Annotated in this window: 25 protein-coding genes, 1 tRNA gene and 2 pseudogenes; 18 read left to right on the top strand and 10 right to left on the bottom strand. The window is 69.6% G+C overall.

Annotation, left to right across the window (positions count from 1 at the left end; genetic code table 11):
- The first annotated feature begins 26 nt into the window (after nucleotides 1-26).
- The 3 genes from ACFJI0_RS17895 to ACFJI0_RS17905 all read left to right on the top strand — a co-directional run bounded on the left by ACFJI0_RS17895 (nucleotide 27) and on the right by ACFJI0_RS17905 (nucleotide 1,721).
- Nucleotides 27-752 (top strand): ComF family protein, encoded by a 726-nt coding sequence (locus ACFJI0_RS17895; protein ID WP_382321553.1) that lies wholly within the window; start codon nucleotides 27-29, stop codon nucleotides 750-752.
- 14 nt (nucleotides 753-766) lie between these two features.
- Complete coding sequence (gene trmL, locus ACFJI0_RS17900; protein ID WP_382321555.1) at nucleotides 767-1,240, top strand: tRNA (uridine(34)/cytosine(34)/5-carboxymethylaminomethyluridine(34)-2'-O)-methyltransferase TrmL; 474 nt, start codon at nucleotides 767-769, stop codon at nucleotides 1,238-1,240.
- Nucleotides 1,241-1,385: 145 nt separating this feature from the next.
- Nucleotides 1,386-1,721, top strand: a complete 336-nt coding sequence (locus ACFJI0_RS17905) for a hypothetical protein (protein ID WP_382321557.1) — start codon at nucleotides 1,386-1,388, stop codon at nucleotides 1,719-1,721.
- An 18-nt stretch (nucleotides 1,722-1,739) separates the two neighbouring features.
- Here ACFJI0_RS17905 and ACFJI0_RS17910 read toward each other — a convergent pair whose 3' ends face one another.
- The 3 genes from ACFJI0_RS17910 to ACFJI0_RS17920 all read right to left on the bottom strand — a co-directional run bounded on the left by ACFJI0_RS17910 (nucleotide 1,740) and on the right by ACFJI0_RS17920 (nucleotide 3,705).
- Complete coding sequence (locus ACFJI0_RS17910) at nucleotides 1,740-2,195, bottom strand: MaoC family dehydratase (RefSeq protein WP_382321559.1); 456 nt, start codon at nucleotides 2,193-2,195, stop codon at nucleotides 1,740-1,742.
- Nucleotides 2,196-2,260: 65 nt separating this feature from the next.
- Nucleotides 2,261-2,878, bottom strand: coding sequence for a ParA family protein (locus tag ACFJI0_RS17915; RefSeq protein WP_291121582.1), 618 nt, complete (start codon nucleotides 2,876-2,878; stop codon nucleotides 2,261-2,263).
- A 65-nt stretch (nucleotides 2,879-2,943) separates the two neighbouring features.
- Nucleotides 2,944-3,705: a sulfite exporter TauE/SafE family protein gene (locus ACFJI0_RS17920; protein ID WP_291121583.1), complete on the bottom strand. Its 762-nt coding sequence runs from the start codon at nucleotides 3,703-3,705 to the stop codon at nucleotides 2,944-2,946.
- Nucleotides 3,706-3,763: 58 nt separating this feature from the next.
- Here ACFJI0_RS17920 and ACFJI0_RS17925 point away from each other — a divergent pair, with 58 nt between their 5' ends.
- Nucleotides 3,764-4,402, top strand: a complete 639-nt coding sequence (locus ACFJI0_RS17925; protein ID WP_382321561.1) for a trimeric intracellular cation channel family protein — start codon at nucleotides 3,764-3,766, stop codon at nucleotides 4,400-4,402.
- Nucleotides 4,403-4,487: 85 nt separating this feature from the next.
- On the opposite strand, the gene pcaF is transcribed toward ACFJI0_RS17925, so the two are convergent.
- Entirely contained in the window at nucleotides 4,488-5,690 is a 1,203-nt protein-coding gene (gene pcaF, locus ACFJI0_RS17930) for a 3-oxoadipyl-CoA thiolase (protein ID WP_382321563.1), read from the bottom strand.
- 80 nt (nucleotides 5,691-5,770) lie between these two features.
- Between pcaF and ACFJI0_RS17935 the strand changes: the two genes are divergently transcribed.
- Complete coding sequence (locus tag ACFJI0_RS17935; protein ID WP_382154903.1) at nucleotides 5,771-6,205, top strand: DUF1841 family protein; 435 nt, start codon at nucleotides 5,771-5,773, stop codon at nucleotides 6,203-6,205.
- 50 nt (nucleotides 6,206-6,255) lie between these two features.
- Here the strand turns inward: ACFJI0_RS17935 and ACFJI0_RS17940 are convergent, their stop codons facing one another.
- Nucleotides 6,256-6,912: a c-type cytochrome gene (locus ACFJI0_RS17940; RefSeq protein ID WP_382154900.1), complete on the bottom strand. Its 657-nt coding sequence runs from the start codon at nucleotides 6,910-6,912 to the stop codon at nucleotides 6,256-6,258.
- A gap of 118 nt (nucleotides 6,913-7,030) precedes the next feature.
- Here ACFJI0_RS17940 and ACFJI0_RS17945 point away from each other — a divergent pair, with 118 nt between their 5' ends.
- From ACFJI0_RS17945 to ACFJI0_RS17970, 6 genes are all read left to right on the top strand, one after another.
- A complete protein-coding gene (locus tag ACFJI0_RS17945; protein ID WP_382154897.1) occupies nucleotides 7,031-7,873 on the top strand; it encodes an AAA family ATPase in 843 nt (280 codons plus the stop codon).
- 7 nt (nucleotides 7,874-7,880) lie between these two features.
- Complete coding sequence (locus ACFJI0_RS17950) at nucleotides 7,881-8,117, top strand: hypothetical protein (protein WP_382154894.1); 237 nt, start codon at nucleotides 7,881-7,883, stop codon at nucleotides 8,115-8,117.
- A 10-nt stretch (nucleotides 8,118-8,127) separates the two neighbouring features.
- Nucleotides 8,128-8,721, top strand: a complete 594-nt coding sequence (locus ACFJI0_RS17955; protein ID WP_382154891.1) for a GNAT family N-acetyltransferase — start codon at nucleotides 8,128-8,130, stop codon at nucleotides 8,719-8,721.
- An 18-nt stretch (nucleotides 8,722-8,739) separates the two neighbouring features.
- Entirely contained in the window at nucleotides 8,740-9,927 is a 1,188-nt protein-coding gene (locus ACFJI0_RS17960; protein WP_382321565.1) for a VWA domain-containing protein, read from the top strand.
- A gap of 116 nt (nucleotides 9,928-10,043) precedes the next feature.
- Nucleotides 10,044-11,915 carry an autotransporter assembly complex family protein gene (locus ACFJI0_RS17965; protein ID WP_382321567.1) on the top strand — a complete coding sequence of 624 codons (1,872 nt, stop codon included), beginning with the start codon at nucleotides 10,044-10,046 and terminating at the stop codon, nucleotides 11,913-11,915.
- A gap of 7 nt (nucleotides 11,916-11,922) precedes the next feature.
- Nucleotides 11,923-16,050, top strand: a complete 4,128-nt coding sequence (locus ACFJI0_RS17970; protein WP_382321569.1) for a translocation/assembly module TamB domain-containing protein — start codon at nucleotides 11,923-11,925, stop codon at nucleotides 16,048-16,050.
- Nucleotides 16,051-16,160: 110 nt separating this feature from the next.
- Here ACFJI0_RS17970 and ACFJI0_RS17975 read toward each other — a convergent pair whose 3' ends face one another.
- Nucleotides 16,161-16,805: an FMN-dependent NADH-azoreductase gene (locus ACFJI0_RS17975; RefSeq protein WP_382321571.1), complete on the bottom strand. Its 645-nt coding sequence runs from the start codon at nucleotides 16,803-16,805 to the stop codon at nucleotides 16,161-16,163.
- A 132-nt stretch (nucleotides 16,806-16,937) separates the two neighbouring features.
- On the opposite strand from ACFJI0_RS17975, the pseudogene ACFJI0_RS17980 reads away from it, so the two are divergent.
- The 3 genes and pseudogenes from ACFJI0_RS17980 (at nucleotide 16,938) to aac(3) (ending at nucleotide 18,824) form a co-directional block, all read left to right on the top strand.
- A pseudogene (locus ACFJI0_RS17980) lies at nucleotides 16,938-17,910 on the top strand (LysR substrate-binding domain-containing protein).
- Nucleotides 17,901-17,975: transfer RNA gene (locus ACFJI0_RS17985), tRNA-Arg, on the top strand. Before ACFJI0_RS17980 ends, ACFJI0_RS17985 begins: the two are co-directional and overlap by 10 nt.
- A 12-nt stretch (nucleotides 17,976-17,987) precedes the next feature.
- Nucleotides 17,988-18,824: an aminoglycoside 3-N-acetyltransferase gene (aac(3), locus tag ACFJI0_RS17990; protein WP_382321574.1), complete on the top strand. Its 837-nt coding sequence runs from the start codon at nucleotides 17,988-17,990 to the stop codon at nucleotides 18,822-18,824.
- Here aac(3) and ACFJI0_RS17995 read toward each other — a convergent pair.
- Nucleotides 18,806-20,059, bottom strand: a complete 1,254-nt coding sequence (locus ACFJI0_RS17995) for a nucleoside recognition domain-containing protein (protein ID WP_382321576.1) — start codon at nucleotides 20,057-20,059, stop codon at nucleotides 18,806-18,808. The two genes, aac(3) and ACFJI0_RS17995, sit on opposite strands and share 19 nt — an antisense overlap.
- A 34-nt stretch (nucleotides 20,060-20,093) precedes the next feature.
- Here ACFJI0_RS17995 and ACFJI0_RS18000 point away from each other — a divergent pair, with 34 nt between their 5' ends.
- Together ACFJI0_RS18000 and ACFJI0_RS18005 are read left to right on the top strand one after the other, a co-directional pair.
- On the top strand, nucleotides 20,094-20,624 hold the full coding sequence (locus ACFJI0_RS18000) for a DsrE family protein (RefSeq protein WP_382321579.1): 531 nt from the start codon (nucleotides 20,094-20,096) through the stop codon (nucleotides 20,622-20,624).
- Nucleotides 20,625-20,731: 107 nt separating this feature from the next.
- Complete coding sequence (locus ACFJI0_RS18005; RefSeq protein ID WP_382321582.1) at nucleotides 20,732-21,163, top strand: VOC family protein; 432 nt, start codon at nucleotides 20,732-20,734, stop codon at nucleotides 21,161-21,163.
- Nucleotides 21,164-21,233: 70 nt separating this feature from the next.
- Here the strand turns inward: ACFJI0_RS18005 and ACFJI0_RS18010 are convergent, their stop codons facing one another.
- From ACFJI0_RS18010 to ACFJI0_RS18020, 3 genes and pseudogenes are all read right to left on the bottom strand, one after another.
- Complete coding sequence (locus ACFJI0_RS18010; RefSeq protein WP_291121368.1) at nucleotides 21,234-21,710, bottom strand: hypothetical protein; 477 nt, start codon at nucleotides 21,708-21,710, stop codon at nucleotides 21,234-21,236.
- Between the two features lie 54 nt (nucleotides 21,711-21,764).
- Complete coding sequence (locus ACFJI0_RS18015; RefSeq protein WP_382321585.1) at nucleotides 21,765-22,187, bottom strand: LysR substrate-binding domain-containing protein; 423 nt, start codon at nucleotides 22,185-22,187, stop codon at nucleotides 21,765-21,767.
- Between the two features lie 67 nt (nucleotides 22,188-22,254).
- Nucleotides 22,255-22,713: pseudogene (locus ACFJI0_RS18020) on the bottom strand (LysR family transcriptional regulator); the annotation flags it as partial.
- A gap of 90 nt (nucleotides 22,714-22,803) precedes the next feature.
- Here ACFJI0_RS18020 and ACFJI0_RS18025 point away from each other — a divergent pair.
- Together ACFJI0_RS18025 and ACFJI0_RS18030 are read left to right on the top strand one after the other, a co-directional pair.
- Nucleotides 22,804-24,837, top strand: a complete 2,034-nt coding sequence (locus ACFJI0_RS18025) for an acetoacetate--CoA ligase (protein WP_382321587.1) — start codon at nucleotides 22,804-22,806, stop codon at nucleotides 24,835-24,837.
- 42 nt (nucleotides 24,838-24,879) lie between these two features.
- On the top strand, nucleotides 24,880-25,866 hold the full coding sequence (locus ACFJI0_RS18030; RefSeq protein WP_382321589.1) for a Bug family tripartite tricarboxylate transporter substrate binding protein: 987 nt from the start codon (nucleotides 24,880-24,882) through the stop codon (nucleotides 25,864-25,866).
- The last annotated feature ends 1 nt before the right edge of the window (nucleotide 25,867 follow it).

A 25,867-nucleotide genomic window follows, 5' to 3' on the forward strand; every position in this document is an offset into this window, starting at 1 on the left:
CAAGGCCGCGCCAGTATATTGGCCCCATGCTCAACCCCTGGCGCACGCTCTGGAATTCCCTGCCCGGCACCTGCCAGGTCTGCGGCGCCTGGCCATCGAGCGCGGTGTGCGAGGCCTGCGCGGCGCGGTTCCAGGACGAGGCGCCCCGCTGCACGGCGTGTGCCGACCGCGTGCCCGTGGACGTGCCGCTGTGTGGGGCCTGTCTCACCCGGCCCACGCCGGCCGCGCTGCACGCCTGCGCGGCGGCTGTGGACTATGCCTACCCTTGGGACGGCCTGATCGCCCGCTTCAAGTTCCGCCAGGAGCCTGGCTGGGCCGGGCCTTTCGCGCGGCGGATGCTGCAGGCACCGCAGGCCGGCGCCCTGCTCTCGTCATGCAACCTCCTCGCCCCTGTGCCACTCACCCCGGCGCGCCTGGCCGGGCGCGGCTACAACCAGGCCTGGGAGCTGGTGAAAGCCCTGCGGCGCGCGAGCACGCCTGCCGCCCGGGCGCCGGCCCTGGCCGAGGCGCTGGTCCGCCTGACCGAGACCCCCGACCAGCACAGCCTGCCCCGTGAGCAGCGCCTGCGCAACCTGCAAGGCGTGTTCGCCGCCCACCCGTTGCACGCGCCCCGGCTGCACGGCCGGCACGTGCTGCTGGTGGACGACGTGACCACCACCGGCGCCACGCTGCAGGCAGCGGCCCAGGCCTTGCTGCAGGCAGGGGCGGTCCGGGTCAGCGCGCTGGTGTTCGCGCGCACGCCAGCGCGGTAAGCTCGCCCGCCACCATGTTCCACATCGTCCTCGTCCAACCTGAAATCCCGCCCAACACCGGCAACGTGATCCGGCTCAGCGCGAACACCGGGTGCACCCTGCACCTCATCGAGCCCCTGGGCTTCTCCATGGATGACCGCCACATGCGCCGCGCGGGGCTCGACTACCACGAGTACGCCGATCTGCGCCGCCACGCGGACTGGGCCAGCTTCCTGCAGACCGAAGCACCGGACCCGCAGCGCATGTTCGCCTTCACCACCCGGGGCAGCCACAGCGTGTTCGACAACACCTTCCAGGCCGGCGACTGGCTGGTGTTCGGCTCCGAGACGCGGGGGCTGCCCGACGCGCTGCGCGAGTCCTTTGCGCCCACGCAGCGCCTGCGGCTGCCCATGGTGCCTGGCCAGCGCAGCCTCAACCTGTCGAACGCCGTGGCGGTGACCGTGTTCGAGGCCTGGCGCCAGCGGCAGTTTGCGATGCCGGTTCCGTGACGCAGGTCACGCAAGTGGCGCACGGCATAGATCACATCGCGCGCGAAACGCGCAACATAGGCTTGCCAACCTGATCGGGACCGCGCGGCTCCACACCCTGTGGGCGGCGGCCCGATCGCCACTCTGCGCATCACGGACCGCCTGCATGGAGACCGCCCTGATTTCTGTCCTCACCCGGATCTTCCGCGTGAACCTCGCGTCTCGACAGCGCGCGCCCAAGAGCCCCAGCCTCAAGGAGTTGGCGCGCATCCGGCGCCATCTCGAGCGCAGCATCGAGGACTGCCCCGGCACACCCGCGATCCGGCTGCGCAAACAGATCGATCAGGCCCACACGCCGCAGGAACTCTGGCTGCTGCGCAACGACGCGTACCAGCTCATCTCGCAGCGGCACAACCAGTCGGTCGCCGCCGAGCGCATCAACCGGCTGATTCAGTACTTCGAAGGCTGGCTCGAGCCCAAGCAGCTCATCCGCATCAAGTAGGCCGGCCTGCCCGCGCGCTCAGGGGTACTGGCGCACCAGCGATTCGGCGAAGCACACCGGCTTGTCGGCCCCCTCGCGCTCCACCACCACGCCCCAGGTCATCTGCTGCCCACCCTGTTCGATGGACTCGATGGCCTGCAGCGTCAGGCGCGCGCGCAAACGGCTGCCCACCGGCACCGGCGCGGTGAAGCGCACGCGGTTCAGGCCGTAGTTCACCCCCATGCGCGTGTTCCGGATATCGAAAGAGGACTCGAAGAACACCGGCAGCAAGGACAGCGTGAGAAAGCCGTGCGCGATCGGCCCACCGAACGGCCCGGCCTTGGCGCGTTCCACGTCCACGTGGATCCATTGGTGGTCGCCAGTGGCCTCGGCGAAGCGGTTGACCTGCTCCTGGGTGATCACCACCCATTCGCTGACGGCCACTTCCTGGCCCACGCAAGCCGCCAGATCGGCCAGGGATTCAAAGGTTTTCATGCGAGCCACTGTATCGCCGGCCCCGCGCCGCGCATGTCGGGCCGGCGACACGGCACCGCCGGGTGTCAGCGATCAAGCCACTCGCAGATGCCCTGCCACTGCTTGAGGTCCTTCTCGACCCGGCTGGGCGTGACGTCGAACAGCGTGAGCCCGCGCGCCGCGAGGTGCACGTAGTTCTGCGTGTCGCGCAAGGCGCCCAGCACGGGCAGGCCCAGCCCGGTCACGAACTCGCCGAGCTTGTCGGCCGCGATGGTGCGCATGTCCACCCGCATGCCGACGATGCCCACCTGCAGCTGGCCCGCACGGCGGGACTCGGCCAACTCATCGATGAAGGCGCGCGTGGCGTAGATGTCGAAGATGCTGGGCTGCAACGGCACCAGCACCTTGTCGGCGATCTTGAGCACGTCCTTGAAGCGCCAGCCATGCAAACCAGCGGGGGTATCGAGCACCACGTGGGTGACGTCCTTGGGCGGCCGCGCGATCAGGTCCTGCGAAACCTCCCAGGTCTGGATCGGCCGGGCCTCGGGTGGGCGCAGGCGCAGCCAGAGGGCCGACGACTGCTGGCGATCGGCATCGCCCAGCATGACCGAGTGACCCTGGCGGGCAAAGTAGCCGGCGACGTTGGTCGACAGCGTGGACTTGCCAACGCCTCCTTTGGGATTCGCAACCACCACGATGGGCATGAAAAGCTCCTTTGTGTGCGGGACGCCCCACACGGACAGCGTGATGGGGAGGGGGGTATCGGGCGCTATGTTATCGCCACCGCGTCCCACACCAGTTTGCAACCGGTCAGGAACATCCCCACATAGATGAGCCGGTAGAACAGCTGAGGCTCGATGCGCTTGGCAATGTAGACCCCGAGCCAGACCCCGAACGGGGCGAACGGCAGCAGCGCCAGCGAGGTCGCCATGTTGCGCAGATCGAGCAGACCGAGCCAGGCGTACGGCACCCATTTGGCGAGGTTGACGAAGAAGAACAGGTAGGCCAGCGTGCCGGTGAAGACCGCTGGCGACAGACGCATCGGGATCACGTAGGCGTTGAGCGGCGGCCCACCGGCGTGCGCCACGAAGCTCGTGAAACCCGAGGTCACCGTGAGCAGCGCACCCACCCAGCGCGGCGGCGGCGCGCTGTCGGGGCGCGGCGGAAACAGCAGGCGCTGCGCCAGGAACACCAGGGTGAACACGCCCACCATGCCCGCCACCACGCGAGAATCGAGCCATTTGAAAAGCAAGGCCCCGACCACGAGGCCGACCAGGCTGCAGGGCACGAGGAACATCAGCAGGCGGCGGTCGAAGTTCTTGCGGAAGGCCGCCATGCCCAGCAGGTCCATCAGCAGCAGCACCGGCATCAGGATGGCGGCGGCCTGCGGCACCGTGACCGCCAGCGCCATCAAGGGCACGGCCAGGGAACCAAAGCCGGCGCCAAAGCCGCTCTTGCTGATGCCCAGCAGGAGCACCGCGGGAATCGCGACGAGGTAGAACGAGGGATCGGTGATGAGCGGGAAGTTCAAGCGCGCGATTGTCGCCGCAGGCGAATGCCCTTGCCTCCCGCCCGGCGAGAATCGGCGCATGCACAACATTCAGTTCTGGGGCGAGACCCTGCGCCTGCTGGTCGAGCTGGCGGCCACGGTGGCCTTTGCACTCTCCGGCATCCTCATGGGCGCGCGCATGCGGCTGGACGCCGTGGGCGTGGCGGTGGTGGGCTTCCTGGCCGCCTTCGGCGGCGGCACCCTGCGCGACCTGTTGCTCGATCAGCGCCCGTTCTTCTGGGTGCGCCACGTCGAGCTGCTCTGGGGCGTGCTCGGGCTGTGCGTGCTCGCCATGGTGTTCCTGCGCGGGCGCCACATGAAGCTCACCGAGCGCGCCATCCAGTGGCCCGATGCGCTGGGCCTGGGCCTGTTCACCGCCACCGGCGTGCACCAGGCCTTGCTGCTGAACATGCCGGCGCTGGTGGCCGTGCTCATGGGCCTGATCACCGGCGTGTTCGGTGGCGTGCTGCGCGACGTGGTCTGCAACGAGATCCCCACCGCCTTCAAGGACCACCGCCCCTATGCGCTCTGCGCCTTCGCCGGTGGCTGGCTTTACGTGGGACTGTGGGAGATCGAGGCCCCGGGCTGGATCGCCCTGGTGGCCTGCGTGGTGTTCACGGCCGGCCTGCGAGGCCTGGCCCTGTGGCGCAACTGGCAGCTTCCCGCGTGGAAGTTGTAGGCCCCCACGCTCCGCCGCTGCGCGGGTCGCAGCCCCCCGAGGGGGCTGAGCCCGGCCTTGGGGCGGCCCGGCGGCGGGCTCGCCCTCAGACCTTTTCGATCACGAGCGCGATGCCCTGGCCCACGCCAATGCACATGGTGCACAGCGCGTAGCGGCCACCGGTGGCGTGCAGGCGGTTGACCGCCGTGGTCGCCAGCCGCGCGCCGCTGGCGCCCAGCGGGTGGCCCAATGCGATCGCACCGCCCCAGGCGTTCACGCGCTCGTCGTCGTCCTTGAGCCCCAGCATGCGCAGCACCGCCAGGCCCTGCGCGGCAAAGGCCTCGTTGAGCTCGATCACGTCCAGCTGCTCCAGCTTCAGCCCGGTGAGCGCCAGCACCTTCTGTGTGGCCGGCGCCGGGCCAATGCCCATCACGCGCGGCGCCACGCCGGCCGTGGCGATGCCCACGATGCGCGCCTTGGGCGTCAGGCCGTTCTTCGCCGCCGTGGCCTCGTCGGCCAGCAGCAGCGCGCAGGCGCCGTCGTTCACGCCACTGGCGTTGCCTGCCGTCACCGTGCCATCGGGGCGCACCACGCCCTTGAGCTTGGCCAGCGCTTCCAGGCTGGTCTCGCGCGGGTGTTCGTCCTTGTCCACCACCAGCGGATCGCCCTTCTTCTGCGCGATGGTCACCGGCGTGATCTCGCGCGCGAGGTGGCCCGCCTTCTGCGCGGCCACGGCCTTGAGCTGGCTGGCCAGCGCCATGCGGTCCTGCGCCTCGCGCTCGATCTTGTAATCGGTCGCCACGTTCTCGGCCGTCTCGGGCATGGAGTCCACGCCGTACTGGGCCTTCATGAGCTTGTTGACGAAGCGCCAGCCGATGGTGGTGTCGTAGACCGCGTTGGCGCGGCTGAAGGCGCTCTCGGCCTTGGGCATCACGAAGGGCGCGCGGCTCATGCTCTCCACGCCGCCGGCGATCATCAGGCCGGCTTCACCGGCCTTGATGGTGCGCGCGGCCGAGCCCACGGCGTCCAGGCCGGAGCCGCACAGGCGGTTGATGGTGGCGCCGGGCAGCTCCAGCGGCAGGCCGGCGAGCAGGCCGGCCATGCGCGCGACGTTGCGGTTGTCTTCGCCGGCCTGGTTGGCGCAGCCAAAGAGGATGTCGGCCACGGCGGCCCAGTCCACGCCGGGGTTGCGCTGCATCAGCGCCTTGAGCGGGATCGCACCGAGGTCGTCGGCACGCACGCTGGAGAGGGCGCCGCCGTAGCGGCCGAAGGGGGTGCGAATCGCGTCGCAGATGAAGGCTTGGTTCATGTGTGTTCTCCTCAGGTCAACCTGCGACTGTACCCAAGCCGGGCGCAGGGGTGCGCGGCATGCGGGAGAATCCCCGCACCATGTTCAGCCCATCCCAAGCCGACGTGCGGCGCTTCTTCTGCGCCGTTCACCAGAAACAGTTGCTGCAACAACCCATGGAGGCCATCGAAACCCTGGCCGGCCAATGGATCGCCGAGCACAGCGAGTACCACGCCGAACTGTCCGACGTGGACGCGGCCCTGGCGCGCCTGGGCGAGCCCGACAGCGGCCGCGACAACCCCTTCCTGCACCTGTCCATGCACCTGTCCATCAGCGAGCAATGCAGCATCGACCAGCCCCCGGGCATCCGCCAGGCGGTGGAGCTGCTGGCCGCGCGGCGCGGCGACCTGCATGTGGCGCACCACGAGGTGATGGAGTGCCTGGGCAGCATGCTCTGGGAAAGCCAGCGCGCGGGCCGGCCACCCGACGGGCAGGCCTACATCGACGCGGTGCGGCGCAGGGCCACGCGGGACTGACCACAAAAAAAGCCGCTCGATGAGCGGCTTTCTTGATGGGTGGCGGCAGGTCAGCGGAAGCGCGATTGCGGCACGACCTTGAGTTCACCGTCCACCGTGGACAGGTACTTGGCGATCTCGCGCATTTCGGCCGGGGTGTACTGCTTGGCGATGCCGGCCATGATGCCGTTGGAGCGGCCGATCATGTTGTTGCCTTCGACCGTGTAGGCCTTGAGCGCGAAGAACAGGTAGTCGGCGTGCTGGCCGCCGATCTTGGGGTAGCTCGGGTCGATCGGCTTGCTGAAGTTGGCGCCGTGGCAGGAGGCGCAGGCGCCCTTCTCGATCAGCGCGGCGGCCGCGGTGCTGGCGGTGCGGGGCGCTTCGGGGGCGGCCTTGTCGGCCTGCGACGCGTAGTAGGCGCCCAGATCGGCCATGTCCTGCTCGCTCAGCGAGCCCGCGATGCCGCGCATGGTGGGGTGCTTGCGGTCGCCCTTCTTGTAGGCGTGGAGCGCCGCCACGATGTACTTGTCCGACTGGCCCGAGATCTTGGGGACCTTGTGGATCTCGGGGAAGCTGTTCTGGTAGCCGACGATGCCGTGGCAACCGATGCACATTTCGGCCTTCTTGTGGCCGGCTTGCACATCACCCGTGACGCCCTGGGCCTGGGCAGCGAGAGCGACGGAGAGGGTCGCAGCGGCGACAAGGGTGCGGGCGATCGTGGACAACATTGGAATCATTTTGCAAGCACAATGAATGGAACCGGCTGAGAAAATCAACCCCTGATTATATAGACTGGTCCTCAGCCCCGGCCACACCCCCGCCAACCTTCGCACAAGGCGCTTTTTCATGAAATTCCAAGGTTCCGAGAATTACGTTGCCACGCAAGACCTGATGCTGGCGGTGAACGCCGCCATCACCCTCAAGCGCCCGCTGCTCGTCAAGGGCGAGCCTGGCACCGGCAAGACCATGCTCGCCGAGGAAGTGGCCGGGGCGCTCAAGCTGCCGCTGCTGCAGTGGCACATCAAGAGCACCACCAAGGCGCAACAGGGCCTGTACGAGTACGACGCGGTGAGCCGCCTGCGCGATTCGCAGCTGGGCGACGAGCGCGTGAAGGACATCCACAACTACATCGTCAAGGGCGTGCTGTGGCAGGCCTTCACGGCGGACGAGCCGGTCGCGCTGCTGATCGACGAAATCGACAAGGCCGACATCGAGTTCCCCAACGACCTGCTGCGCGAACTCGACCGCATGGAGTTCTACTGCTACGAGACGCACGAGATGATCCGCGCCAAGCACCGCCCGCTGGTGTTCATCACCTCCAACAACGAGAAGGAACTGCCCGACGCCTTCCTGCGCCGCTGCTTCTTCCACTACATCAAGTTCCCCGACGCCGAGACCATGCAGCGCATCGTGGACGTGCACTTCCCCAAGCTCAAGAAGGAACTGCTGGCCGCGGCCATGAAGACCTTCTACGACGTGCGCAACCTGCCCGGTCTGAAGAAGAAGCCCAGCACCTCCGAGCTGCTGGACTGGCTCAAGCTCCTGATGGCAGAGGACATCCCGCTCGAAGCCCTGCAGAGCGCCGACAGCAAGGTCAGCGTGCCGCCGCTGGTGGGCGCGCTGCTCAAGAACGAGCAGGACACCACGCTCTTCGAGAAGCTGGTCTTCATGAACCAGCGCAACCGCTGAGCCCACCATGGACAAGCAGACCCGCAATGCATTCAAGGAAGGCCTGGCCGATGCGTCGGGCTTCGTCATCGGCTCGCTGGCCGGCTGGGCCCTGGGCAAGCAGCTGGGCCTGGACTTCTTCGCCGCGCCCGATGCCTTCGGCTGGCGCGAGATGGCCGGCCTGGGCCTGATCGCCCTGGGCTGCGGCGTCGGCAAGCTGGTGGCACGGCGCCTGATCGCGCCGCCACCGCCTCCCTCACCCTGATGTCCACGCCATGGCCTTCGTCGAACCCCTCACCCTGCGCGCCAACGGCCTTGCCCTGGTGCCGCTCGCGCTGGACCACGAGCAGGGGCTGCGCGCGGCCGCCGCCGACGGCGAGCTCTGGAAGCTGCGCATCACCTCGGTGCCCGAGCCCGGGCAGACGCGCGCCTACATCGAAACCGCGCTGCAGATGCGCGCCGAGGGCCACCGCTTTGCCTTCGCCGTGACCGACGAGGCCAGCGGCCGGGTGCTGGGCAGCACCAGCTACCACGACATCCTGCCGGCGGTGAAGCGGGTGGAGATCGGCTACACCTGGTACGCCCAGAGCGTGCAGCGCACCCACGTGAACACCACGTGCAAGCTGCTCATGATGGGCCACGCCTTCGACACGCTGGGCTGCCACGTGGTGGGCTGGCGCACCGACAATTACAACTTCGCCTCGCAGCGCGCGATCGAGCGGCTGGGCGCGAAAAAGGACGGCGTCATCCGCGGCCACGCCCTGCGCCGCGACGGCACCATCCGCGACACGGTGATGTACAGCATGCGGTCGGGCGAATGGCCCGAGGCCAAGGCCCAGCTGCTGTACCTGCGGGACATGCACGCCTGACGAACCCGGGAGATCGCCATGCTGATCGATTTCTTCTACACCCTGCGTTCGGCCAAGCTGCCGGTCTCCGTCAAAGAGTACCTGACGCTGCTCGAAGCGCTGCAGGCCGACGTGGTGGGACCGCGCAACCCCGAGGCCTGCTCCATGGACGACTTCTACTTCCTGGCGCGCACCGCGCTGGTGAAGGACGAGAAGCACTACGACAAATTCGACCGCGCCTTCGCCGCCTACTTCAAGGGCGTGGAGATGATCGCGGACTTCACCAAGCCGATCCCGGCCGACTGGCTGCGCCAGGAGATGGAGCGCATCCTCTCCGAAGAGCAGAAGGCCAACGCGCCCAAGATGGACTGGGACGAGCTCATGGAGACGCTGCGCAAGCGCCTCGAAGAGCAGAAGGAACGCCACGAGGGTGGCAGCAAGTGGATCGGCACCGGCGGCACCTCGCCGTTCGGCCACAGCGGGCAGAACCCGCAGGGCATCCGCATCGGTGGCAAGGGCGGCAACAAGACCGCCGTGAAGGTGTGGGAGCAGCGAGCCTACCGCGACTACGACGACACGCAGGAACTGGGCACGCGCAACATCAAGGTGGCGCTGCGCCGCCTGCGCAAGTTCGCGCGCGAAGGCAACGACCTCGAGCTGGACCTGCCCGACACCATCCGCGCCACCGCCGCGAACGCCGGCTACCTGGACATCAAGATGATCCCGGAGCGGCACAACAACGTGAAGGTGCTGCTGCTCATGGACGTGGGCGGCACCATGGACGAACACATCCAGCGCGTGGAGGAGCTGTTCTCGGCGGTCAAGAGCGAGTTCAAGCACCTGGAGTTCTACTACTTCCACAACTGCGTCTACGACTTCATGTGGAAGAACAACCGCCGCCGCTACGCGGAGAAGTTCCCGACCTGGGACATCATCCGCAAGTACAACAAGGACTACAAACTCATCTTCGTCGGCGATGCCACGATGAGTCCTTACGAAATATTGCAACCTGGCGGCAGCGTGGAATACAACAACGAGGAGGCCGGCGCCGAGTGGCTGCAGCGCCTCACGCACGCGTTTCCGAAGTTTGCGTGGATCAACCCGGAACCCCAAGGGGTGTGGCAGTATCGACAGAGCATCAGCGTGATTCAGCAACTGATGGGCCAGCGCATGTACCCGCTGACCTTGAAGGGGCTCGAAGACACGATGCGCCTGCTCTCGAAATAACGGCCGAATGACTTTTTCCTTTCCCTGGCGATGCCCGCCGGGCATGGCCTTTCCTGCTGTGCGCGACCCTGCTGTGGCCGCTCGCCACCCGCGCCCAGGACGACACGGATGCCGACGTGCCGCGTCCGCCGCGCGAGGCGCGCACGCCAGCCGGCGCGCGCTTCGAGATCGACATGCAGGCGCCCAGCGAGGCCATGCGCGACTTCCTGTTGCGCCACATGGAGGTGCAGCGCTACCGCGAACTGCGCAGCCTCGAAGCCAACGAACTGAGCCGCCTGCTGGCCCAGGCACCGGCCAACGTGCGCGAACTGCTGGCCACGCTCGGCCATTTCTCGCCCCAGGTCGAGGTGATCCCGCCCCCCGGGCTGGGCGAGGTGGCCGCCGCCACGAGCGATGGTGATCGCACCACCAGCCCCGCCTCGCTGGGCACCATCACCGTGAAGGTCGATCCCGGCCCGGTCACGCAGGTGGCCTCGGTCACGGTGTCCTTCGTGGGCGACATCGCCACCGCGCCCGAGGCCGAGGCGCAGCGCGCCGACATCGAACGCGAGGCCGGCCTGATCACCGGCCTGCCCTTCTCGCAGGCCGACTGGGACCGCGCCAAGACCGCCGCGCTGCGGCGGCTGATCGCCCAGCGCTACCCCTCGGGCCGGATGCAGAACAGCCTGGCCGACATCGACACCCAGGCGCACCAGGCCCGGCTCTACATCGAACTCGATTCGGGCAAACCCATGCGCATGGGCGAGGTGGTGGTGCAAGGGGCCGAGCGCTACGACGCCGTGACCGCCGAGCGCCTGGTGCGCCTGACCGGCCTCACGCCCGGTAGCGACTACGACCTCGAGAAACTGCAGGACGCGCAACGCCGCATCGCCGAGAGCGGCTACTACGACTCGGTTTTCGTCTACGCCGAGACCTCGACCGACGGACAGACCCTGCCGGTGATGGTGCAGCTGCGCGAGAGCAAGCGGCAGAAGGTCGTGATCGGCATTGGCGGCAGCACCGACAACGGCGCTCGCCTGTCGCTGGAACACACGCACAACAGCGTGCCCGGCATCGGCTGGCGCGCGGTCAGCAAGCTGCAGCTGGAGCGCGACGACCAGCTCGCCAGCACCGACTGGAGCTCGATCCCGAACGACGACGGCTGGCGCAAGATCGCCGGCGCGCAGCTGGCGAAACAGCTCGACGACTTCACCACCACCAGCAGCCAGCGCCTGCGCGTGGGCCAGACGCAGCTGGGCGTCGAATACGACCGCAGCTTCTACCTGCAGTACGACCGCGCCCATGTGAAGAGCAGCCTGCTGTCCGCCGCGGCGCAGCAGGAAGCCAGGTCCGCCGTCAGCGCCAACTACGCGTGGACGCGGCGCCGCTTTGACGACCAGGTGTTTCCCAACCGCGGCTATGGCCTCGCGGTGGAACTGGGGGTGGGCTACACGCTGGGCAGCAGCCGCCAGCCCTTCACCCGCACGCAGGCGCGCTGGCTCACCTATTGGCAACTCGGTGCGATCGCCCGGGCCGCCGACCCGGTGCCCGGCCAGCCGCGCGACGTGAGCACGCCGTCGCGGCGCACGCAGCTGGGCCGCCTGGCCTTGCGCGTGGAAGGCGGTGCGGTGGTGGCGCGCGACTCGGCCCCCATTCCGGACACGCAGCTGTTCATCACCGGCGGCGACAACACCGTGCGCGGCTACGGCCTGCGCGACATCGGTGTGCCGCGCGCCGACGGCAGCATTGGGCCCGGCCGCTACAAAGGGGTGGTGAGCCTGGAGTGGCAGCGCCCCATCTTCAACGCCGACCAACGCTCCAACTGGGAAAACGTGCTCTTCATCGACGGCGGCGCCATCGCCAACAAGGCCGGCGACCTCAAGCCGGTGTGGGGTGTGGGCACCGGCATCCGCTACAACAGCCCGGTCGGCCCGCTCCAGCTGGACCTGGCCTATGGCCTGGAGGTCAGGCGTTTCCGCATCCACCTCAATGTGGGCTTCACGTTCTGATCGGCGCATGAACAGCGACAACGATCCCGACCGCATCGCCCCCCCGCCCTCGCGCATCGGCCGCGTGGTGCGCTGGGTGTTCGGCGGCCTGGCGGTGCTGGTGTTGCTGGTCCTGCTCGGCGTCGGCCTGTGGGCCGCCTCGCCCGGCTCGCTGGCCCAGGCCATCGGCTGGGGTCAATCGTTCATGGCCCGGCAGGGGCCGCAGGCCGGCACGCTGGAAGTGGCCGGTGTGCAGGGCAGCCTGCTGCGAGGCGGCCAGATCACGCAGTTGCAATGGGCGCGCGACGGCCTGAGCGTGCAGGCCAGCGACACGCGCATCGGCCTGAGCAACTGGTTCTGGGCCGACGCCGTGCTCGGGCGCGGCGTGCGCCTGTCGCAGCTCGACATCGGCCGCCTGCAGATCGACGACCAGCGCCCGCCCACGCCATCGGCCCCACCCGAGCCTCTGCAACCCATTACCCTGCCCCTGCCGGTCACCCTGCCCTGGTCGATCGGTGAACTGGTGCTGGCTGGCGAATCGCCGCTCACCCTCAGCGGCCTGAAAGGCCAGTACCGCTACCGCACGGCCGACCGCGCCTGGAACCTCGGCGTGACCGACGCGCACCAGTTCGACCTGGACAGCGTGGAGGTGGCCGGCGGCCGCTACCAGGCCAAGGCGGTGCTGGGCGCGCAAGCCCCGATGCCCCTGCGCGTGGACGCCAGCGGTGAGGTGCGCACCACCGTGCCGGGCGGTGAGCCCGTGACGCTGCAGGTCATCGCCAAGCTCACCGGCGTGCTGGCCACCACCGACGCCGCGCTCGACGCCAGCGCCAGCGTCAAGGCCACCGGAGGCATCGACCCGGCCCAGGCCCCCACGCTGGATGCCCAGGCCCGCCTGCGCCCATGGTGGCCGCAGCCGATCGAGACCGCCGACGCCACCATGGCCCGCATCGACCTCGCCGCCTTCTGGCCGCAGGCGCCGGTGACGCTGCTCAGCGGCACGGTGAAGGCCCAGCCCCAGGGCGAGGCCTGGCGCGCCGAGCTGAAGCTCACCAACGCCGCCAGCGGGCCGGCCGACCGGCAGCGCCTGCCGCTCGACCGGATCGAGGCCGCGCTCGAACAGCGCGGTGCGCGCTGGACGCTGACGCAACTGGACGCGCAGCTCGGCGGCGGCCGTGTGCAGGGCCAGGGCCAGTGGGAACCCGCCAGCGGCGCGCAGCCCTCGCCGCTGGGCCAGTGGCAGGGCGAGATCCAGGCCCGCCGCATCAACCCGGCCCAGCTCTGGAGCAGCATCGCCCCCGCCGCGCTCGACGGCACCGTCACGGCGCGCACGGTCGACACCGCCATCGACCTGGGCGCGCGCATCCAGCCGTCGGGCACGCAACCCCGGGGCGGCGCCCTGGCCGGCCTGCGGCTGCGCGAACTCGATGTGAAAGGCCGCTGGCGCCCCAGCGCCGACAGCGCCACGCAAGGCGTGCTCGACCTGCGCCAGGCCCGCCTGGGCGTGGCCGACGCCACGCTGGACGGCCAGGGCACGCTCGATACCCTGGCACGCAGCTTCGACGGCCAGTTCGCGCTGCAGCTGCCCGGTGCGCAGGCCCGCTGGAAGGGCAAGGCCGCGCACGCCCAAAGCAGCGGCGACCTGGACCTCAACCTGGACGACGCCAGCCGCGTGCTGGCCTGGGTGAGCAGCCTGCAGACCCTGCCCATCGTGGGCCCGTCGATCCGCACCGCGCTGGACGGCCAGCCGGGCCTGCAGGCCGAAGGCAGCGCCCGGCTCAACGCCGACTGGCAAGGTGGTCTGGGCGTGCTGGGCTACCCGCCGCCGGCGGCCGGCGCCACCCAGGCCGCCCCGCTGCGCCTGCAGCTCGGCCTGGACGCGCCGCGCCTGCGCATCGCGCGCGAGGTGCGCACCGGCGATCCGGCCAACCCCACCAGGGCGCAGGACATCCTTCTCAGCGCGCTCCAGCTGCAGGCCAACGGCCCGCCCGAGCGCCTGGCCCTCACCCTGGCCGGCCGGGCCGAACAAGGCCCCTGGCGCGCCGCCCTCGACACCCAGGGCGTGCTGCAACTGGGCAACGCCCGCCAGCCCGACATCGACACCGGCCGCCTGGAACTCAGCCGGCTGAAACTGCAGGCCACCGACAGCGCGCGGCCCGACCGCACCGTGGAATGGACGCTGGAGAGCACCAACGCGCTGGGCGTGCAATGGCAGGGCGCGCGCGGCGATACGCTGCAGGTGCAGGCCGACGCCGGCCAGCTGCGGCTGCAGCCCGTGTTCCGCCGCCGCGCGGCGCCCGCGTCCCCGGTGGCCGTGTCGGCCGCTGCCGCGGCCGCGGCCGCCGCCACGCCCACCGTCACCACCCCCATGACGCTGGCCTGGGAACGCATCACCTGGCGGGCCGGCGCGCTCGACACGCGCGGCCAGCTCAGCCACCTGCCGCTGTCCTGGGTGGATGCCCTCGCCACGCCCGAGGGCGCGCGCCACGGCCCGCTGAGCGAATCCGGCCTGGGCGGCGACGTGGTGTTCGACGGCTCATGGGACCTCACCCTGCCGGCCGACCCCAGCGCACCGCCCCGCCTGGCGGCGCAGCTGCGCCGGCGCAGCGGCGACCTCTCGGTGCAGACCGACGGCGCCTTCGACGAGAACACCGCCTCCACCCAGCGCCTGCAGACCGGCATCCGCGAAGCCCAGCTGGACGTGGAAACCCAGGGCAGCAATGTGCTGGCGCGCCTGCGCTGGGACAGCGAGCGCCTGGGCCAGGCCAGCGCCGACGTGAGCACCACGCTGAGCCCGCCCAACGCCGCCGAGCCCGCCTGGCACTGGGCCGAGCAGGCGCCCTTGCGCGGCACTCTCAAGGCCAGCCTGCCTCAGGTGGGCGTGTGGTCCGCGCTGGCGCCGCCCGGCTGGCGCGTGCGCGGCTCCCTGGGCGCCGATCTCACGCTGGGCGGCACGCGCGACAAACCCCTGCTCAACGGCTCGCTCAACGCCGACGACCTGGCCCTGCGCTCGCTGGTCAATGGCATCGCCTTCTCGCGCGGGCAGCTGCGCGCCACGCTCGCGGGCGAACGCATCACCATCGACCGTTTTTACCTGCAGGGCCTGGGTGGCGTGCAGAACGGCGGCACGCTGCTGGCCACCGGCAGCACCGAGTGGCGCACCGTCACGGTGAACGGCCAGCCGCGCCGCCAGCCCTACATCAGCCTGCAGGCCACCGCCACGAAACTGCGCGTGTCCACCCGCGCCGACCGCATGCTCACGCTCTCGGGCCAGTTGCAGGCCGAGCTGGCGGGCACGACGCTGCAGCTGCGCGGCCAGCTCACGGCCGATGAGGCCCGTTTCGTGCTGCCCGACGAGTCCACCCCCAGCCTCGGCGCGGACGTGGTGGTGCGTGGCACCGAGCGGCCGCTGGAAGACCCGAACGCCTTCCGTGTGCAACCCGATGTGCTGGTGGACCTGAACCTGGGCAACAACTTCGAGGTGCGCGGCCAGGGCCTGCAGACGCGCCTGACCGGCCAGCTCAATGTGCGCAGCACCCCCACTTCGCCCGCGCCGCGCGTGCTGGGCGAGGTGCGCACGGAGCGCGGTACCTACCGGGCCTACGGCCAGCGGCTCGACATCGAAACCGGCGTGTTGCGCTTCAACGGGCCTTACGACAACCCCACGCTGGACATCTCCGCCGTGCGCCCCAACACCACGCAGCGCGTGGGTGTGCTCATCAGCGGCTCGGCGCAGTTGCCGCGCGTGCGCCTGTTCTCCGACCCCGAACTGCCCGACAGCGAGAAGCTCGCCTGGCTGGTGCTGGGGCGCCCGGCCAGCGGCGCCGGGGCCGAAGCCGCCGTGCTGCAGCAGGCCGCGCTGGCCCTGCTCTCGCGCAACGGTGGCAACCTGGACGGCGGCCTGGCCAGCGCCTTCGGTCTGGACGAGCTGTCCTTTGCCGGCAGCTCCACCAACGCCGATGGCACCACCTCGTCGGCCGCGCTCACGCTGGGCAAGCGCCTGTCCAACAAGCTCTACCTGACCTACGAAGCCAGCCTGGCCGGGGCCATGGGCACGGTCTCGATGTTCTACGACCTCTCGCGGCGCGTCACGGTGCGCGCGCGGGCGGGTGAAGAGAACGCCATCGACCTGATCTTCACGACGACATTTGACTGACCCCCGCGCCGCGCCGTGGGCGCGTCCCCCCTTTCAGGGGGCAACACCTGCGGCCTGGCAGAGCCAGCTCCGCGGTGTTCCGGACTTCATCACTTCGCGCCGGAAAGGCCTCAGGCGACCTTGGCCACCGCCGGCTGGTTGGCGGCTTCCGCAACGTGCGCGCGGATCTCGCTCTCGGCCGTCGCCAGACCCTGGGCCTTGGCATCCGGGCCCATCGCCACACCTTCGGCGCGCACGAAGCGCACATCGGTGATGCCGAAGAAGCCCAGCACCGTCTGCAGGTAGGTTTCCTGGTGCTCCATGGCGCGGCCCCCTTCGCTGGTGGAGTACACGCCGCCGCGGCTGAGCACCACGATCACCGTCTTGCCACCGGCCAGGCCCACCGGGCCCTGCTCGGTGTACTTGAAGGTGCGGCCACCCTGGGCCACGCGGTCGATCCAGGCCTTGAGCTGGGTCGGGATGGTGAAGTTGTACAGAGGGGCACCGATCACCACCACGTCGGCCGCCAGAAACTGGCTCACCAGCGCTTCGGAGACGGCGTTTTCCTGGCGTTGCGCCTCGGTGGCGGCGGCCTGGCCGGTGCGAAAGCCCAGCGCGTCGGCGCTCAGGTGGGCCGGCGCGTTGACCGCCAGATCCAGGTGCTGCACTTGCGTGCCGGGATGGGCCGCCACCCAGGTCGCCACGGTCTGGGCGGTCAGTTGACGGGAAACCGACTGGTCGCCGGTGATCGCGGAATCGATGTGAAGCAGTTGCATGGAAATCTCCTGAAAAAGTTGAAAGCCACGCCAGGTGACCATGGATAGATTGTGATTTCGATGCCAATACTTGATAAGACGGCATTCTTACGACATATCGTTCCATAATCAGGACAATCAACGGGAAACGCCATGCAAGACCTGAATGACATGATCCTGTTCGCCGAGGTGGTGGAACACGGCGGTTTCGCGGCCGCCGGCCGCGCGCTGGGCCTGCCCAAGTCGCGCCTGTCGCGCCGCATCGCCGGGCTGGAGGCGCAGTTGGGCGTGCGGCTGTTGCAACGCACCACGCGCAAGCTCTCGCTGACCGATGTGGGCGAGACCTACCTGCGCCACTGCCAGGTCCTGCGCGAATCCGCCCAGGCCGCCGCCGACGCCGTGGCCCACGCGCAAACCGAGCCGCGCGGCACCATCCGCGTGGTCTGCCCCGTCACGCTGGCGCAGACCGTGCTGGGCGGCGTGATGCCGATCTACCTCGCGCGGCACCCGCAGGTGCGCGTGGAGATGGAGGTCAACAACCGCGTGGTCGATCTCGTGAAGGACGGCGTGGACGTGGCGCTGCGCGTGCGACTCACGCTGGAGGAAAGCGGCAGCCTGATCGTCAAGCGGCTGGACGACGCGCGCTCGGTGCTGGTGGCGCAGCCCGGCGCTGCTGGCGCGCCAGGGCACGCCCACCACGCTGGAGGAAGCCGGCCGGCTCGACAGCGTGGCGATGTCCGCCACCGAGGGCAAGACCAGCATCCGCCTGACCAGCCCCGAAGGGCGCGAGGCCGTGCTGCAGTTCACCCCCCGCTACATCGCCGACGACCTGCTCACCCTCAAGCTCGCCGTGCTCGGCGGCAGCGGCATGTGCTGGCTGCCCGACTACATGTGCGAGGACGAACTGCGCAGCGGCCAGCTGGTGCGCCTGCTGCCCGACTGGTCCACGCCGGTGGGTGTGGTGCATGCGGTGTTTCCCTCGCGCCGGGGCCTCTCGCCCGCGGTGCGCAGCTTTCTCGATTTCCTGGCCGAATACGTGCCCGTGTGCGGCAAGCTGCAGCGCCGCGAGGGGGCGTCCCGGCTGCAGCCCGCCCCGTACAATGCGGGCTCTTTTTCGCCGCCATAGTTCAATGGATAGAACGAGCGCCTCCTAAGCGCTAGATACAGGTTCGATTCCTGTTGGTGGTACCACCTCGAGCCACCATGTCCGAACCGCTGCCCGGCGGCGAACTCGTCCATCAGCTGCGCCGCCTGGGCCTGGCCGCGGGCGACGTGGTCATGGTGCACGCCTCGCTCAAGGCCATCGGGCCGGTGGCCGGCGGCGCCCCGCAGGTCGTGCGGGCGCTGCAGGAGAGCATCGGCCCGGGCGGCACGCTCATGGCCTATGTGTCCTGGGACCGCTCCCCCTACGAAGAGACCCTGAACGGCGCCACGCTGGGCGCCGCCGCGCGCGAGGCCTGGCCGGCATTCGACCCGGCCAGCGCCGGCACCGAACGCAGTTTCGGCCTGCTCAATGCCTTCATCTGCCACACACCCGGCGTGCGGCGCAGCGCGCACCCCGACGCCAACATGGCCGCCCTGGGCGCGAAGGCGGACGAGTTGGTCGCGCCCCATTCGCTCCAGGAGGGCTACGGACCCGGTTCACCGCTGGACCGCTTCGTGCAACTGGGCGGCCAGGTGCTGCTGCTCGGTGCGCCCCTGGACGCGGTGACGGTGCTGCACCACGCCGAGACCCTGGCCGACATCCCGAACAAGCGCCGCGTGCGCTACGAACAACCGGTGCTCGACGACCAAGGCCGCAAGGTCTGGCGCGCGGCCGAGGAGTTCGACACCAACGGCATCCTGGACGGCTTCGCGCAAGACGGCGCCCTGGACGCGGTGGAGACCATCGCGCGGGCCTACGTGGCCGAAGGCCGCCACCGCACGGGCCGTGTGGGCCAGGCCGACTGCCACCTGTTCGATGCACGGGACCTCGTGCGCTTCGGCAAGGCCTGGCTCGAACAGCGCTTTGGCGAGCAGGCTCAGCGCAGCATGAGGTAACCCACGCCGATCGCGGCGGCCAGCCCCACCGCATCGGCGAACAGCGCACAGGCCAGCGCGTGCCGCGCGTGCTGGATGCCCACGCTGCCGAAGTACACCGCGAGCACGTAGAAGGTGGTTTCGGTCGAGCCCTGCACGATGGCCGCGAGCCGGCCCGCGAACGAGTCCACGCCGTGCGTCTGCATCACGTCGATCATCAGCCCGCGCGCGCCCGCGCCCGACAGCACCTTCATCAGGCCCACCGGCAGCGCGGGCAGGAAGTCGGTGTTCCAGCCCATCGCGGCCACCATCGCGCCGATGCCCGAGAGCAGGAAGTCCATGCAACCGGCGGCGCGGAACACGCCGATGGCGATCAGGATCGCGATGAGGTAGGGCACGATCTGGATCGCCACGCCAAAGCCTTCCTTGGCACCGTCGATGAAGGCGTCGTACACGTTCAGGCGCTTCCAGGCCCCGGCCAGCACGAACAGCATCACCACGCTCAGGATCACCGCCGCGCCGGTGGTGCCGGCCACGCGCGCGGCCTGTTCGGCCGGCAGGCGGGCCAGCGCGGTCACGGCCGCCGCGAGCAGGCCGGCCACCGCCAGCACCGGCAGCAGGAACCGCGCGCGCCACAGCGGCAGGCGCTGGCACACGGCCACCGCCAGCACCCCCGCGAGCAGCGAGGTGAAGGTGACCAGCAGCGTGGGCAGAAAAATGTCCGCCGCGTTGAAGCCCGCGCCCAGGCCCTGCTTGAGCGCGACGCTCTGGCGGATGGCGATCACCGAAGTGGGGATCAGCGTGAGGCCCGCCGTGTTCATCACCACGAACATGATCTGCGCGTTGCTCGCCGTGCCGGGTGCTTCGGTGTTGAGCGTCTGCAGTTCGCGCATGGCTTTCAGGCCCAGCGGTGTGGCCGCGTTGTCCAGGCCCAGCAGGTTGGCCGAGATGTTCATGGTCATCGCGCCCTGCGCCGGGTGGCCTTGCGGCACGGCGGGAAAGAGGCGGCGCAGCAGCGGCCCGGCGAGGCGGGCGAGCAGCTCGATCATGCCGGCGCGCTCGCCCACGCGCATGAGCCCCAGCCACAGCGCCATCACACCGGCCAGGCCGAGCGAGATCTCGAAACCCGAGCGCGCGCCATCGAACATGGCCGTCAACAGCGCTTGTAAGATGCCCTGCTCACCCAGCAGCCAACGCGCGACGGCGGTGGCGAAAGCCACGATGAAGAAACCGACCCAGACCCAGTTCAGCGCCATGGAGAGCGATGGTAGCGCCCACGGAGACCTGTCCATGCAATCGATCAACCACCCCCGCCGTTCGTTCTTCTGCGCCCTCGGTCTGGCATGGGCCCTGTCGGCCCCCTCGGTGCAGGCCCAGGCCAGGTTCGTGCAGACGCCCTACAAGAACCCCAAGGCCCTGTTCGACATCTACCTCGACCACCCGGCCAAGCTGGGCGCCGCGCTGTACTGGCTGCGCTCGTTCGTGAACCCGCTCACCGAAGCGCCCTACAGCTTCTTCAACGAGGACATGAGCGTGATCGTGCTGCTGCACGGCACCGAACTCGTGGCGCTGGCGAAGAAGAACGAGGCGAAGTACGAAGAGGTGGTGCAGCGCATGCGCTACTACACCGAACTGGGCGTGAAGTTCAAGGTCTGCGGGCTGGCGCTGCAGGACTTCGGCTACACCGCGGCCGACATGCAGCCCTTCGTGGAGGTGACGCCCTCGGCCATCACCGAGCTGGTGCACTGGCAGAACCAGGGCTACGCGCTGGTCACACCCACGGTGGTGGACAAAAAGCTGTCGGTGGAGGAGATTCGCTGAACGGCGCACCCGCCGTTCGTCGCGCGGCGCCGGCCGATGTCGAAACGGCCGCGCCTGGCACGTCGTCAGGTGGCAAGCCCCCTTCATCCACCCTTCAGGAGATCCCCATGTCGACGCAACTCAGTGCCTACCTGTCCTACAACGGCAACTGCGCCGAGGCGATGCAGTTCTATGCCAAGCTGTTCAACGCCAAGCTCGAGGCCCTCATCACCTATGGCGAGATGCCCGGCGGCGAACCGGTGCCGCCCGAGAACGCCAAGCTCATCATGCACGCTTACCTGGTGCACCCGGACTTCGCCCTCATGGCCGGCGACGCGCCGCCCGGCGTGCCCTTCGCGGGCATCCAGGGCTGCATGATGGCCATCACCTTCCCCACTGTGGCCGAGGCCGAGCGCGTCTTCAAGGCCCTGGCGGACGGCGGCAAGGTGACCATGCCGCTGTCCGAAACCTTCTGGGCCGACACCTTCGGCATGGTGACCGACCGTTTCGGCACGCCCTGGGGCATCAACGGCGGGCCGAGGGAAATCGGCAAGCCGTGACCGAGGCGGCACCCGGGCTGCAGGCCACCATCAAGTGGGGTGGCCGGTTCGCTGAACCGGCCAGAGCCGGTCAGAGCTGGCCTTCGCTCAGGGTGTCGAGCTGGAAGCGGCCACTGCGGTCCCACAGCCAGGTGTCGACGCTGCGCACGCGGCCCCAGCCCGGTGGGTTGGGGAACGGCGCGGCCTGCCGCACGAGGCGGTCGATCTCCGCCATCACCTCCGGCGCGTGGCTCGGTCCGCGCAACCAGCGCACCGCGTCCACGCCGCCGCTGCGGTCGATTTCGAGCTCCATCACCCCGATGGCGTACAGCATCGGCGGCAGCTTGCCCCGGTAGATGCGGTCCGGGTAGCGGCGGTAGATGTGGTTCGCCACCGCGAGCCGGTAGCTGGCGTCGGCCAGCGGCGGACGGCTGGAGCCCGAAGGCAGGACCGAGCAGCCCGCCGCGAGCAGGCCGGCCGCGCCGGCGGCAGCGGTGGCCAGCAGCCGGCGGCGCCCAGGCAACAAGGAAGGCGGTGAGGACAGGGTGAGGTCGGTGGTGTTCGGCATGGCGAGAGCATACGGCCCTGTGCAGGCCTGGCGCACAAGCAATCGCAACAGCTGTTACCGCCTGCCGGCCGCCGGTGGCGCCACCGGCGCGGCCACGAAGCCTTCCTGCAGCAGCAGCTGTGCGCGGATCGCGTCGATGAAAGCCGTCACGCGCGCGGGGCGGTGGCGGCCTGGCAACAAAGCCACGTGGATGCCCACGGGCGCGAGCGCCCACTGCGGCAGCACACGCACCAGCCGGCCGGCGGCGATGTCTTCACGGCACATCCAGGGGGCGGCCGATCCGATGCCCACGCCGTTGAGGATGGCCCGGTAACTCGCGGGCAGGCTCGGCGTGCGAAAGGGCGTGTTCAGCGTGACCATGCGCGCGGCGCCATCGCTGCGGCGCACGAGCTGCACCGTGCCCACCACGTGCGCGGCCAGCCCGATGAAGGGCAGCCGAGGCAGGCGCGCCAGCGTCACCGGGCCGATGCGCTCCACCAGCGCAGGCGTGCGCAACCAGCACGCGCTCCATCGTGCCCAGCGTGCGGCAGACGATGTCCTGGTCGGGCACCTCGCCCACGAAAACGCAGCACTCCGCCCCCGTGGCCGAGAGGTCGGTGTAGCGCTCGGCCAGCGCCAGTTCCACGCGCAGCCGGGGGTGCTCCGCCATCAGGCCGGTGAGCGCGTCGGTCAGGAAACTGGCGCCGTAGCCCGCCGGACCAATCACGCGCAGGGTTCCCTCGGGCCGGCTCTGGCGGCCCTGCAGCCGGTCGGACAGACCGGCCCATCGCTCGCCCAGGTCGCGCGCCTCCAGCAGCAGCGTCTGGCCCTCGTCGGTCAGCGAGAAGGTGGAGGTGGTGCGGTTCACCAGCTTGCAGCCCAGCAGGGATTCGAGCTCCACCAGGCGCCGGCTCACCGTGGGCTGCGTGGTGCCCAGTTGCCGCGCCGCCTTGCTCAGCGAGCGCGCCTCGCTGATGTGCTGGAAGGTGTCGAGCAGTTCGAGTCGGTCGTAGGTCGTCTTCATACGTGATGTGTATAGCACTTACATCGTCCATGCGTCTAGCGATCGAAGCTCTCTTTGCGTACCGTGGCGGCTTCGAACAGGAGACAAGACGTGAGCACGCATTCCACGACGGCCCCCACCGCGGACGACGCCGCCGCCATCCACGACACACTGTGGACCCCGAGCGCGGACGACATCGGCGCCAGCCGCCTGGCGCGCTACGAGCGCTGGCTCGCCGAGCAGCACGGCCTGCGCTTCGACAGCTATGCGGCGCTGTGGCAATGGTCGGTGCAGCACCTGGACACCTTCTGGCGCAGCATCTGGGACCACTTCGAGGTGCTGGCCGACGGTTCACCCGAACCCGTGCTCGCGAGCCGCGAGATGCCCGGCGCGCGCTGGTTTCCGAACACGCGGCTGAACTACACGGAGCACGTCTTCCGGCAGGCCAGCGCCCAGCGCCCCGCGCTGGTGGTGCGCACCGAAGGCGAGGAAGCGCGCGAGGTGTCCTGGGCGGCGCTGCGCCAGATGACCGCGGCCTTCGCGGCCACCCTGCGGGATCACGGCGTGCAGCCGGGCGACCGCGTGGCGTCCTACCTGCCGAACCAGGCCGAGACCGTGGCGGCCTTCCTGGCCTGCGCCAGCCTGGGTGCCATCTGGTCGAGTTGCGCGCCCGACATGGGCCCCTCGGTGGTGTTCGACCGCCTGAGCCAGATCGAACCCAAGGTGCTGCTGGCCACCGACAGCTACCGCTACAACGGCAAGGTGCACGACCGCCACGACACCGTGGACCAGTTGCTCGAGCGCCTGCCCAGCGTGCGCACCGTGGTGCACCTGCCCGGCCCGCTGGCGAATGAACGCGCCGTGGCGTGGCGCGACCGCCTGGCATGGGACGGCGCGATGCAACAGCACGCACACGCCGAGCTGCGCTTCGAGCGCCTGCCCTTCGACCACCCGCTGTGGATCGTCTATTCCTCCGGCACCACCGGCCTGCCCAAGGCCATGGTGCACGGCCACGGCGGCGTGGTGCTCACCCACCTCAAGACGCTCGCGCTGCAGCACGACCTGCGCGAAGGCGACCGCATGCTGTTCCTCGGCGGCACCGGCTGGATCGTCTGGAACCTGCAGATCGGCGGCCTGCTCACCGGCGCCACCACCGTGCTCTACGACGGCAACCCCGCCTGGCCCGACGACGAGGCGCTCTGGCGCTTCATGGACCGGCACGGCGTCACGCTGTTCGGCTGTGGCGCGGCCTTCCTCATGAACTGCATGAAGCGCGGCCTGCGCCCACGCGACTTCGCCGCCCTGCCGGCGCTGCGCGCGATCAACTCGACCGGCTCGCCGCTGTCCATCGACGCCTACCACTGGGTCTACGGCGCGGTGAAAAGCGACCTCTGGCTGGCCTCGATCAGCGGTGGCACCGACATCGCCTCGGGCTTCGTGGCCTGCGCGCCGGGCCTGCCCGTGGTGGCGGGCGAGATCCAGTGCGCCGAGCTCGGCGTGGCGGCCCAGTCCTTCAACGAGGCGGGCCAGCCGGTGCAGGACGAGGTCGGCGAACTGGTGATCACGCAACCCATGCCCTCGATGCCGCTGTTCTTCTGGAACGACGCCGACGGCCAGCGCTACCGCGAGAGCTACTTCGACACCTTCCCCGGCGTCTGGCGCCATGGCGACTGGATCCGCTTCACGCCGCGCGGCACCGCCGTCATCTACGGCCGCTCCGACAGCACCATCAACCGCTTCGGCATCCGCATGGGCACGGCCGAGATCTACCGCGTCGTCGAGGAAATGCCGCAGGTGCGCGACAGCCTGGTGGTCGACCTCGAGTACCTGGGCCGACCGTCCTTTTTGCCGCTGTTCGTGGTGTTGCAGCGGGGCGTTGTGCTGGACGACGCGCTCAAGGCCGCCATCGCCGGGCAGATCCGCACCAAGGCCTCGGCGCGCCATGTGCCGAACGAGATCTACCTGGTGGACGAGATTCCGCGCACCCTCACCGGCAAGAAGATGGAAGTGCCGGTGCGCAAGCTGCTGCTGGGCACCCCGCTGGAGAAGGTGGCCAGCCCCGACGCCATGGTCAACCCACGCAGCCTGGACTTCTTCGTGCGGCTCGCCCTCGAACTCAACACGCCGGGCACCGCGCCCGCCTGAGTGCCTTCGCTTTTTCCACTACCCACACAGGAGACAACCAGCATGATGCAACGCCGCCAACTCACCCGCCTGGCCCTCGCCCTGGGCGCCACTTTGAGCCTCGGCGCCGCGCCCGCGCTCGCCCAGCCGGCCTACCCGAGCAAGCCGCTCACCATCGTCGTGCCCTTCGTGCCCGGCGGCCCGGTGGACGTGATGGCGCGCACGCTCGGCGATGCCCTGGGCAAGTCGCTGAACGTGCCGGTGGTGATCGACAACCGCGCCGGCGCGGGCGGCAACATCGGCAGCCAGCACGTGGCCAAGGCCCCCGCCGACGGCTACACGCTGCTCATGGCCACGGGCAGCATCCTGAGCATCAACGAGGCGCTGTATCCCCGCCTCGGGTTCGAGCCCGGCAAGGACTTCGCCCCGGTCTCGCTGGTGGGCGACATGCCGCTGATCGTCACCGTCAACGCCTTGGTGCCGGTGAAGAACGTGGCCGAACTCGTGGCGCAGGCCAAGGCCAAACCCGACAGCCTGCTGCTGAGTTCGCCGGGCAACGGCACCACGCCGCACCTGGCCACCGAACTGCTCAAGCGCGAAGCCGGTGTGACCCTGGTCCACGTGCCCTACAAAGGCGGCGCCGAGTCGGCCACGGCCATCCTGTCCAACCAGGTCACTGGCGGCATCGAATCCCCGCCCGCCGTGCTGCCGCACATCCGCGCGGGCAAGATGCGCGCGCTCGCCATCGCCGGCCCGGAGCGCCTGGACAGCCTGCCCGACGTGCCGACCACCACCGAAGCGGGCCTGCCCGGCCTGCAGATCGTGAGCTGGTTCGGTCTGGTCGCACCGGCCGGCACGCCGGCCGCGGTGATCGACAAGCTCAACAAGGAAACACTCGCCGCGCTCAAGACCGACGAAGTGAGGGCCCGTTTCGAGCGCCTCTCGATCCGCCCGATGGGCAGCACGCCCGCCGCACTGGCCACGCTGGCGCAGCAGGACCGCGTGAAGTGGGGCCAGATCGTCAAGGCCTCGGGGGTGCGCCTCGACTGAG

The organism is Hydrogenophaga sp. UC242_53, from assembly GCF_042696965.1.
Classification (GTDB): domain Bacteria; phylum Pseudomonadota; class Gammaproteobacteria; order Burkholderiales; family Burkholderiaceae_C; genus Hydrogenophaga.

What these genes read in the sequence shown, in the direction of transcription:
- ACFJI0_RS17895 (WP_382321553.1), top strand. Translation starts at nt 27, where the DNA reads ATGCTCAACCCCTGGCGCACGCTCTGGAATTCCCTGCCCGGCACCTGC.
- trmL (WP_382321555.1), top strand. Translation starts at nt 767, where the DNA reads ATGTTCCACATCGTCCTCGTCCAACCTGAAATCCCGCCCAACACCGGC.
- ACFJI0_RS17905 (WP_382321557.1), top strand. Translation starts at nt 1,386, where the DNA reads ATGGAGACCGCCCTGATTTCTGTCCTCACCCGGATCTTCCGCGTGAAC.
- ACFJI0_RS17910 (WP_382321559.1), bottom strand. Translation starts at nt 2,195, where the DNA reads ATGAAAACCTTTGAATCCCTGGCCGATCTGGCGGCTTGCGTGGGCCAG.
- ACFJI0_RS17915 (WP_291121582.1), bottom strand. Translation starts at nt 2,878, where the DNA reads ATGCCCATCGTGGTGGTTGCGAATCCCAAAGGAGGCGTTGGCAAGTCC.
- ACFJI0_RS17925 (WP_382321561.1), top strand. Translation starts at nt 3,764, where the DNA reads ATGCACAACATTCAGTTCTGGGGCGAGACCCTGCGCCTGCTGGTCGAG.
- pcaF (WP_382321563.1), bottom strand. Translation starts at nt 5,690, where the DNA reads ATGAACCAAGCCTTCATCTGCGACGCGATTCGCACCCCCTTCGGCCGC.
- ACFJI0_RS17935 (WP_382154903.1), top strand. Translation starts at nt 5,771, where the DNA reads ATGTTCAGCCCATCCCAAGCCGACGTGCGGCGCTTCTTCTGCGCCGTT.
- ACFJI0_RS17940 (WP_382154900.1), bottom strand. Translation starts at nt 6,912, where the DNA reads ATGTTGTCCACGATCGCCCGCACCCTTGTCGCCGCTGCGACCCTCTCC.
- ACFJI0_RS17945 (WP_382154897.1), top strand. Translation starts at nt 7,031, where the DNA reads ATGAAATTCCAAGGTTCCGAGAATTACGTTGCCACGCAAGACCTGATG.
- ACFJI0_RS17950 (WP_382154894.1), top strand. Translation starts at nt 7,881, where the DNA reads ATGGACAAGCAGACCCGCAATGCATTCAAGGAAGGCCTGGCCGATGCG.
- ACFJI0_RS17955 (WP_382154891.1), top strand. Translation starts at nt 8,128, where the DNA reads ATGGCCTTCGTCGAACCCCTCACCCTGCGCGCCAACGGCCTTGCCCTG.
- ACFJI0_RS17960 (WP_382321565.1), top strand. Translation starts at nt 8,740, where the DNA reads ATGCTGATCGATTTCTTCTACACCCTGCGTTCGGCCAAGCTGCCGGTC.
- ACFJI0_RS17970 (WP_382321569.1), top strand. Translation starts at nt 11,923, where the DNA reads ATGAACAGCGACAACGATCCCGACCGCATCGCCCCCCCGCCCTCGCGC.
- ACFJI0_RS17975 (WP_382321571.1), bottom strand. Translation starts at nt 16,805, where the DNA reads ATGCAACTGCTTCACATCGATTCCGCGATCACCGGCGACCAGTCGGTT.
- ACFJI0_RS17995 (WP_382321576.1), bottom strand. Translation starts at nt 20,059, where the DNA reads ATGGCGCTGAACTGGGTCTGGGTCGGTTTCTTCATCGTGGCTTTCGCC.
- ACFJI0_RS18000 (WP_382321579.1), top strand. Translation starts at nt 20,094, where the DNA reads ATGCAATCGATCAACCACCCCCGCCGTTCGTTCTTCTGCGCCCTCGGT.
- ACFJI0_RS18005 (WP_382321582.1), top strand. Translation starts at nt 20,732, where the DNA reads ATGTCGACGCAACTCAGTGCCTACCTGTCCTACAACGGCAACTGCGCC.
- ACFJI0_RS18010 (WP_291121368.1), bottom strand. Translation starts at nt 21,710, where the DNA reads ATGCCGAACACCACCGACCTCACCCTGTCCTCACCGCCTTCCTTGTTG.
- ACFJI0_RS18030 (WP_382321589.1), top strand. Translation starts at nt 24,880, where the DNA reads ATGATGCAACGCCGCCAACTCACCCGCCTGGCCCTCGCCCTGGGCGCC.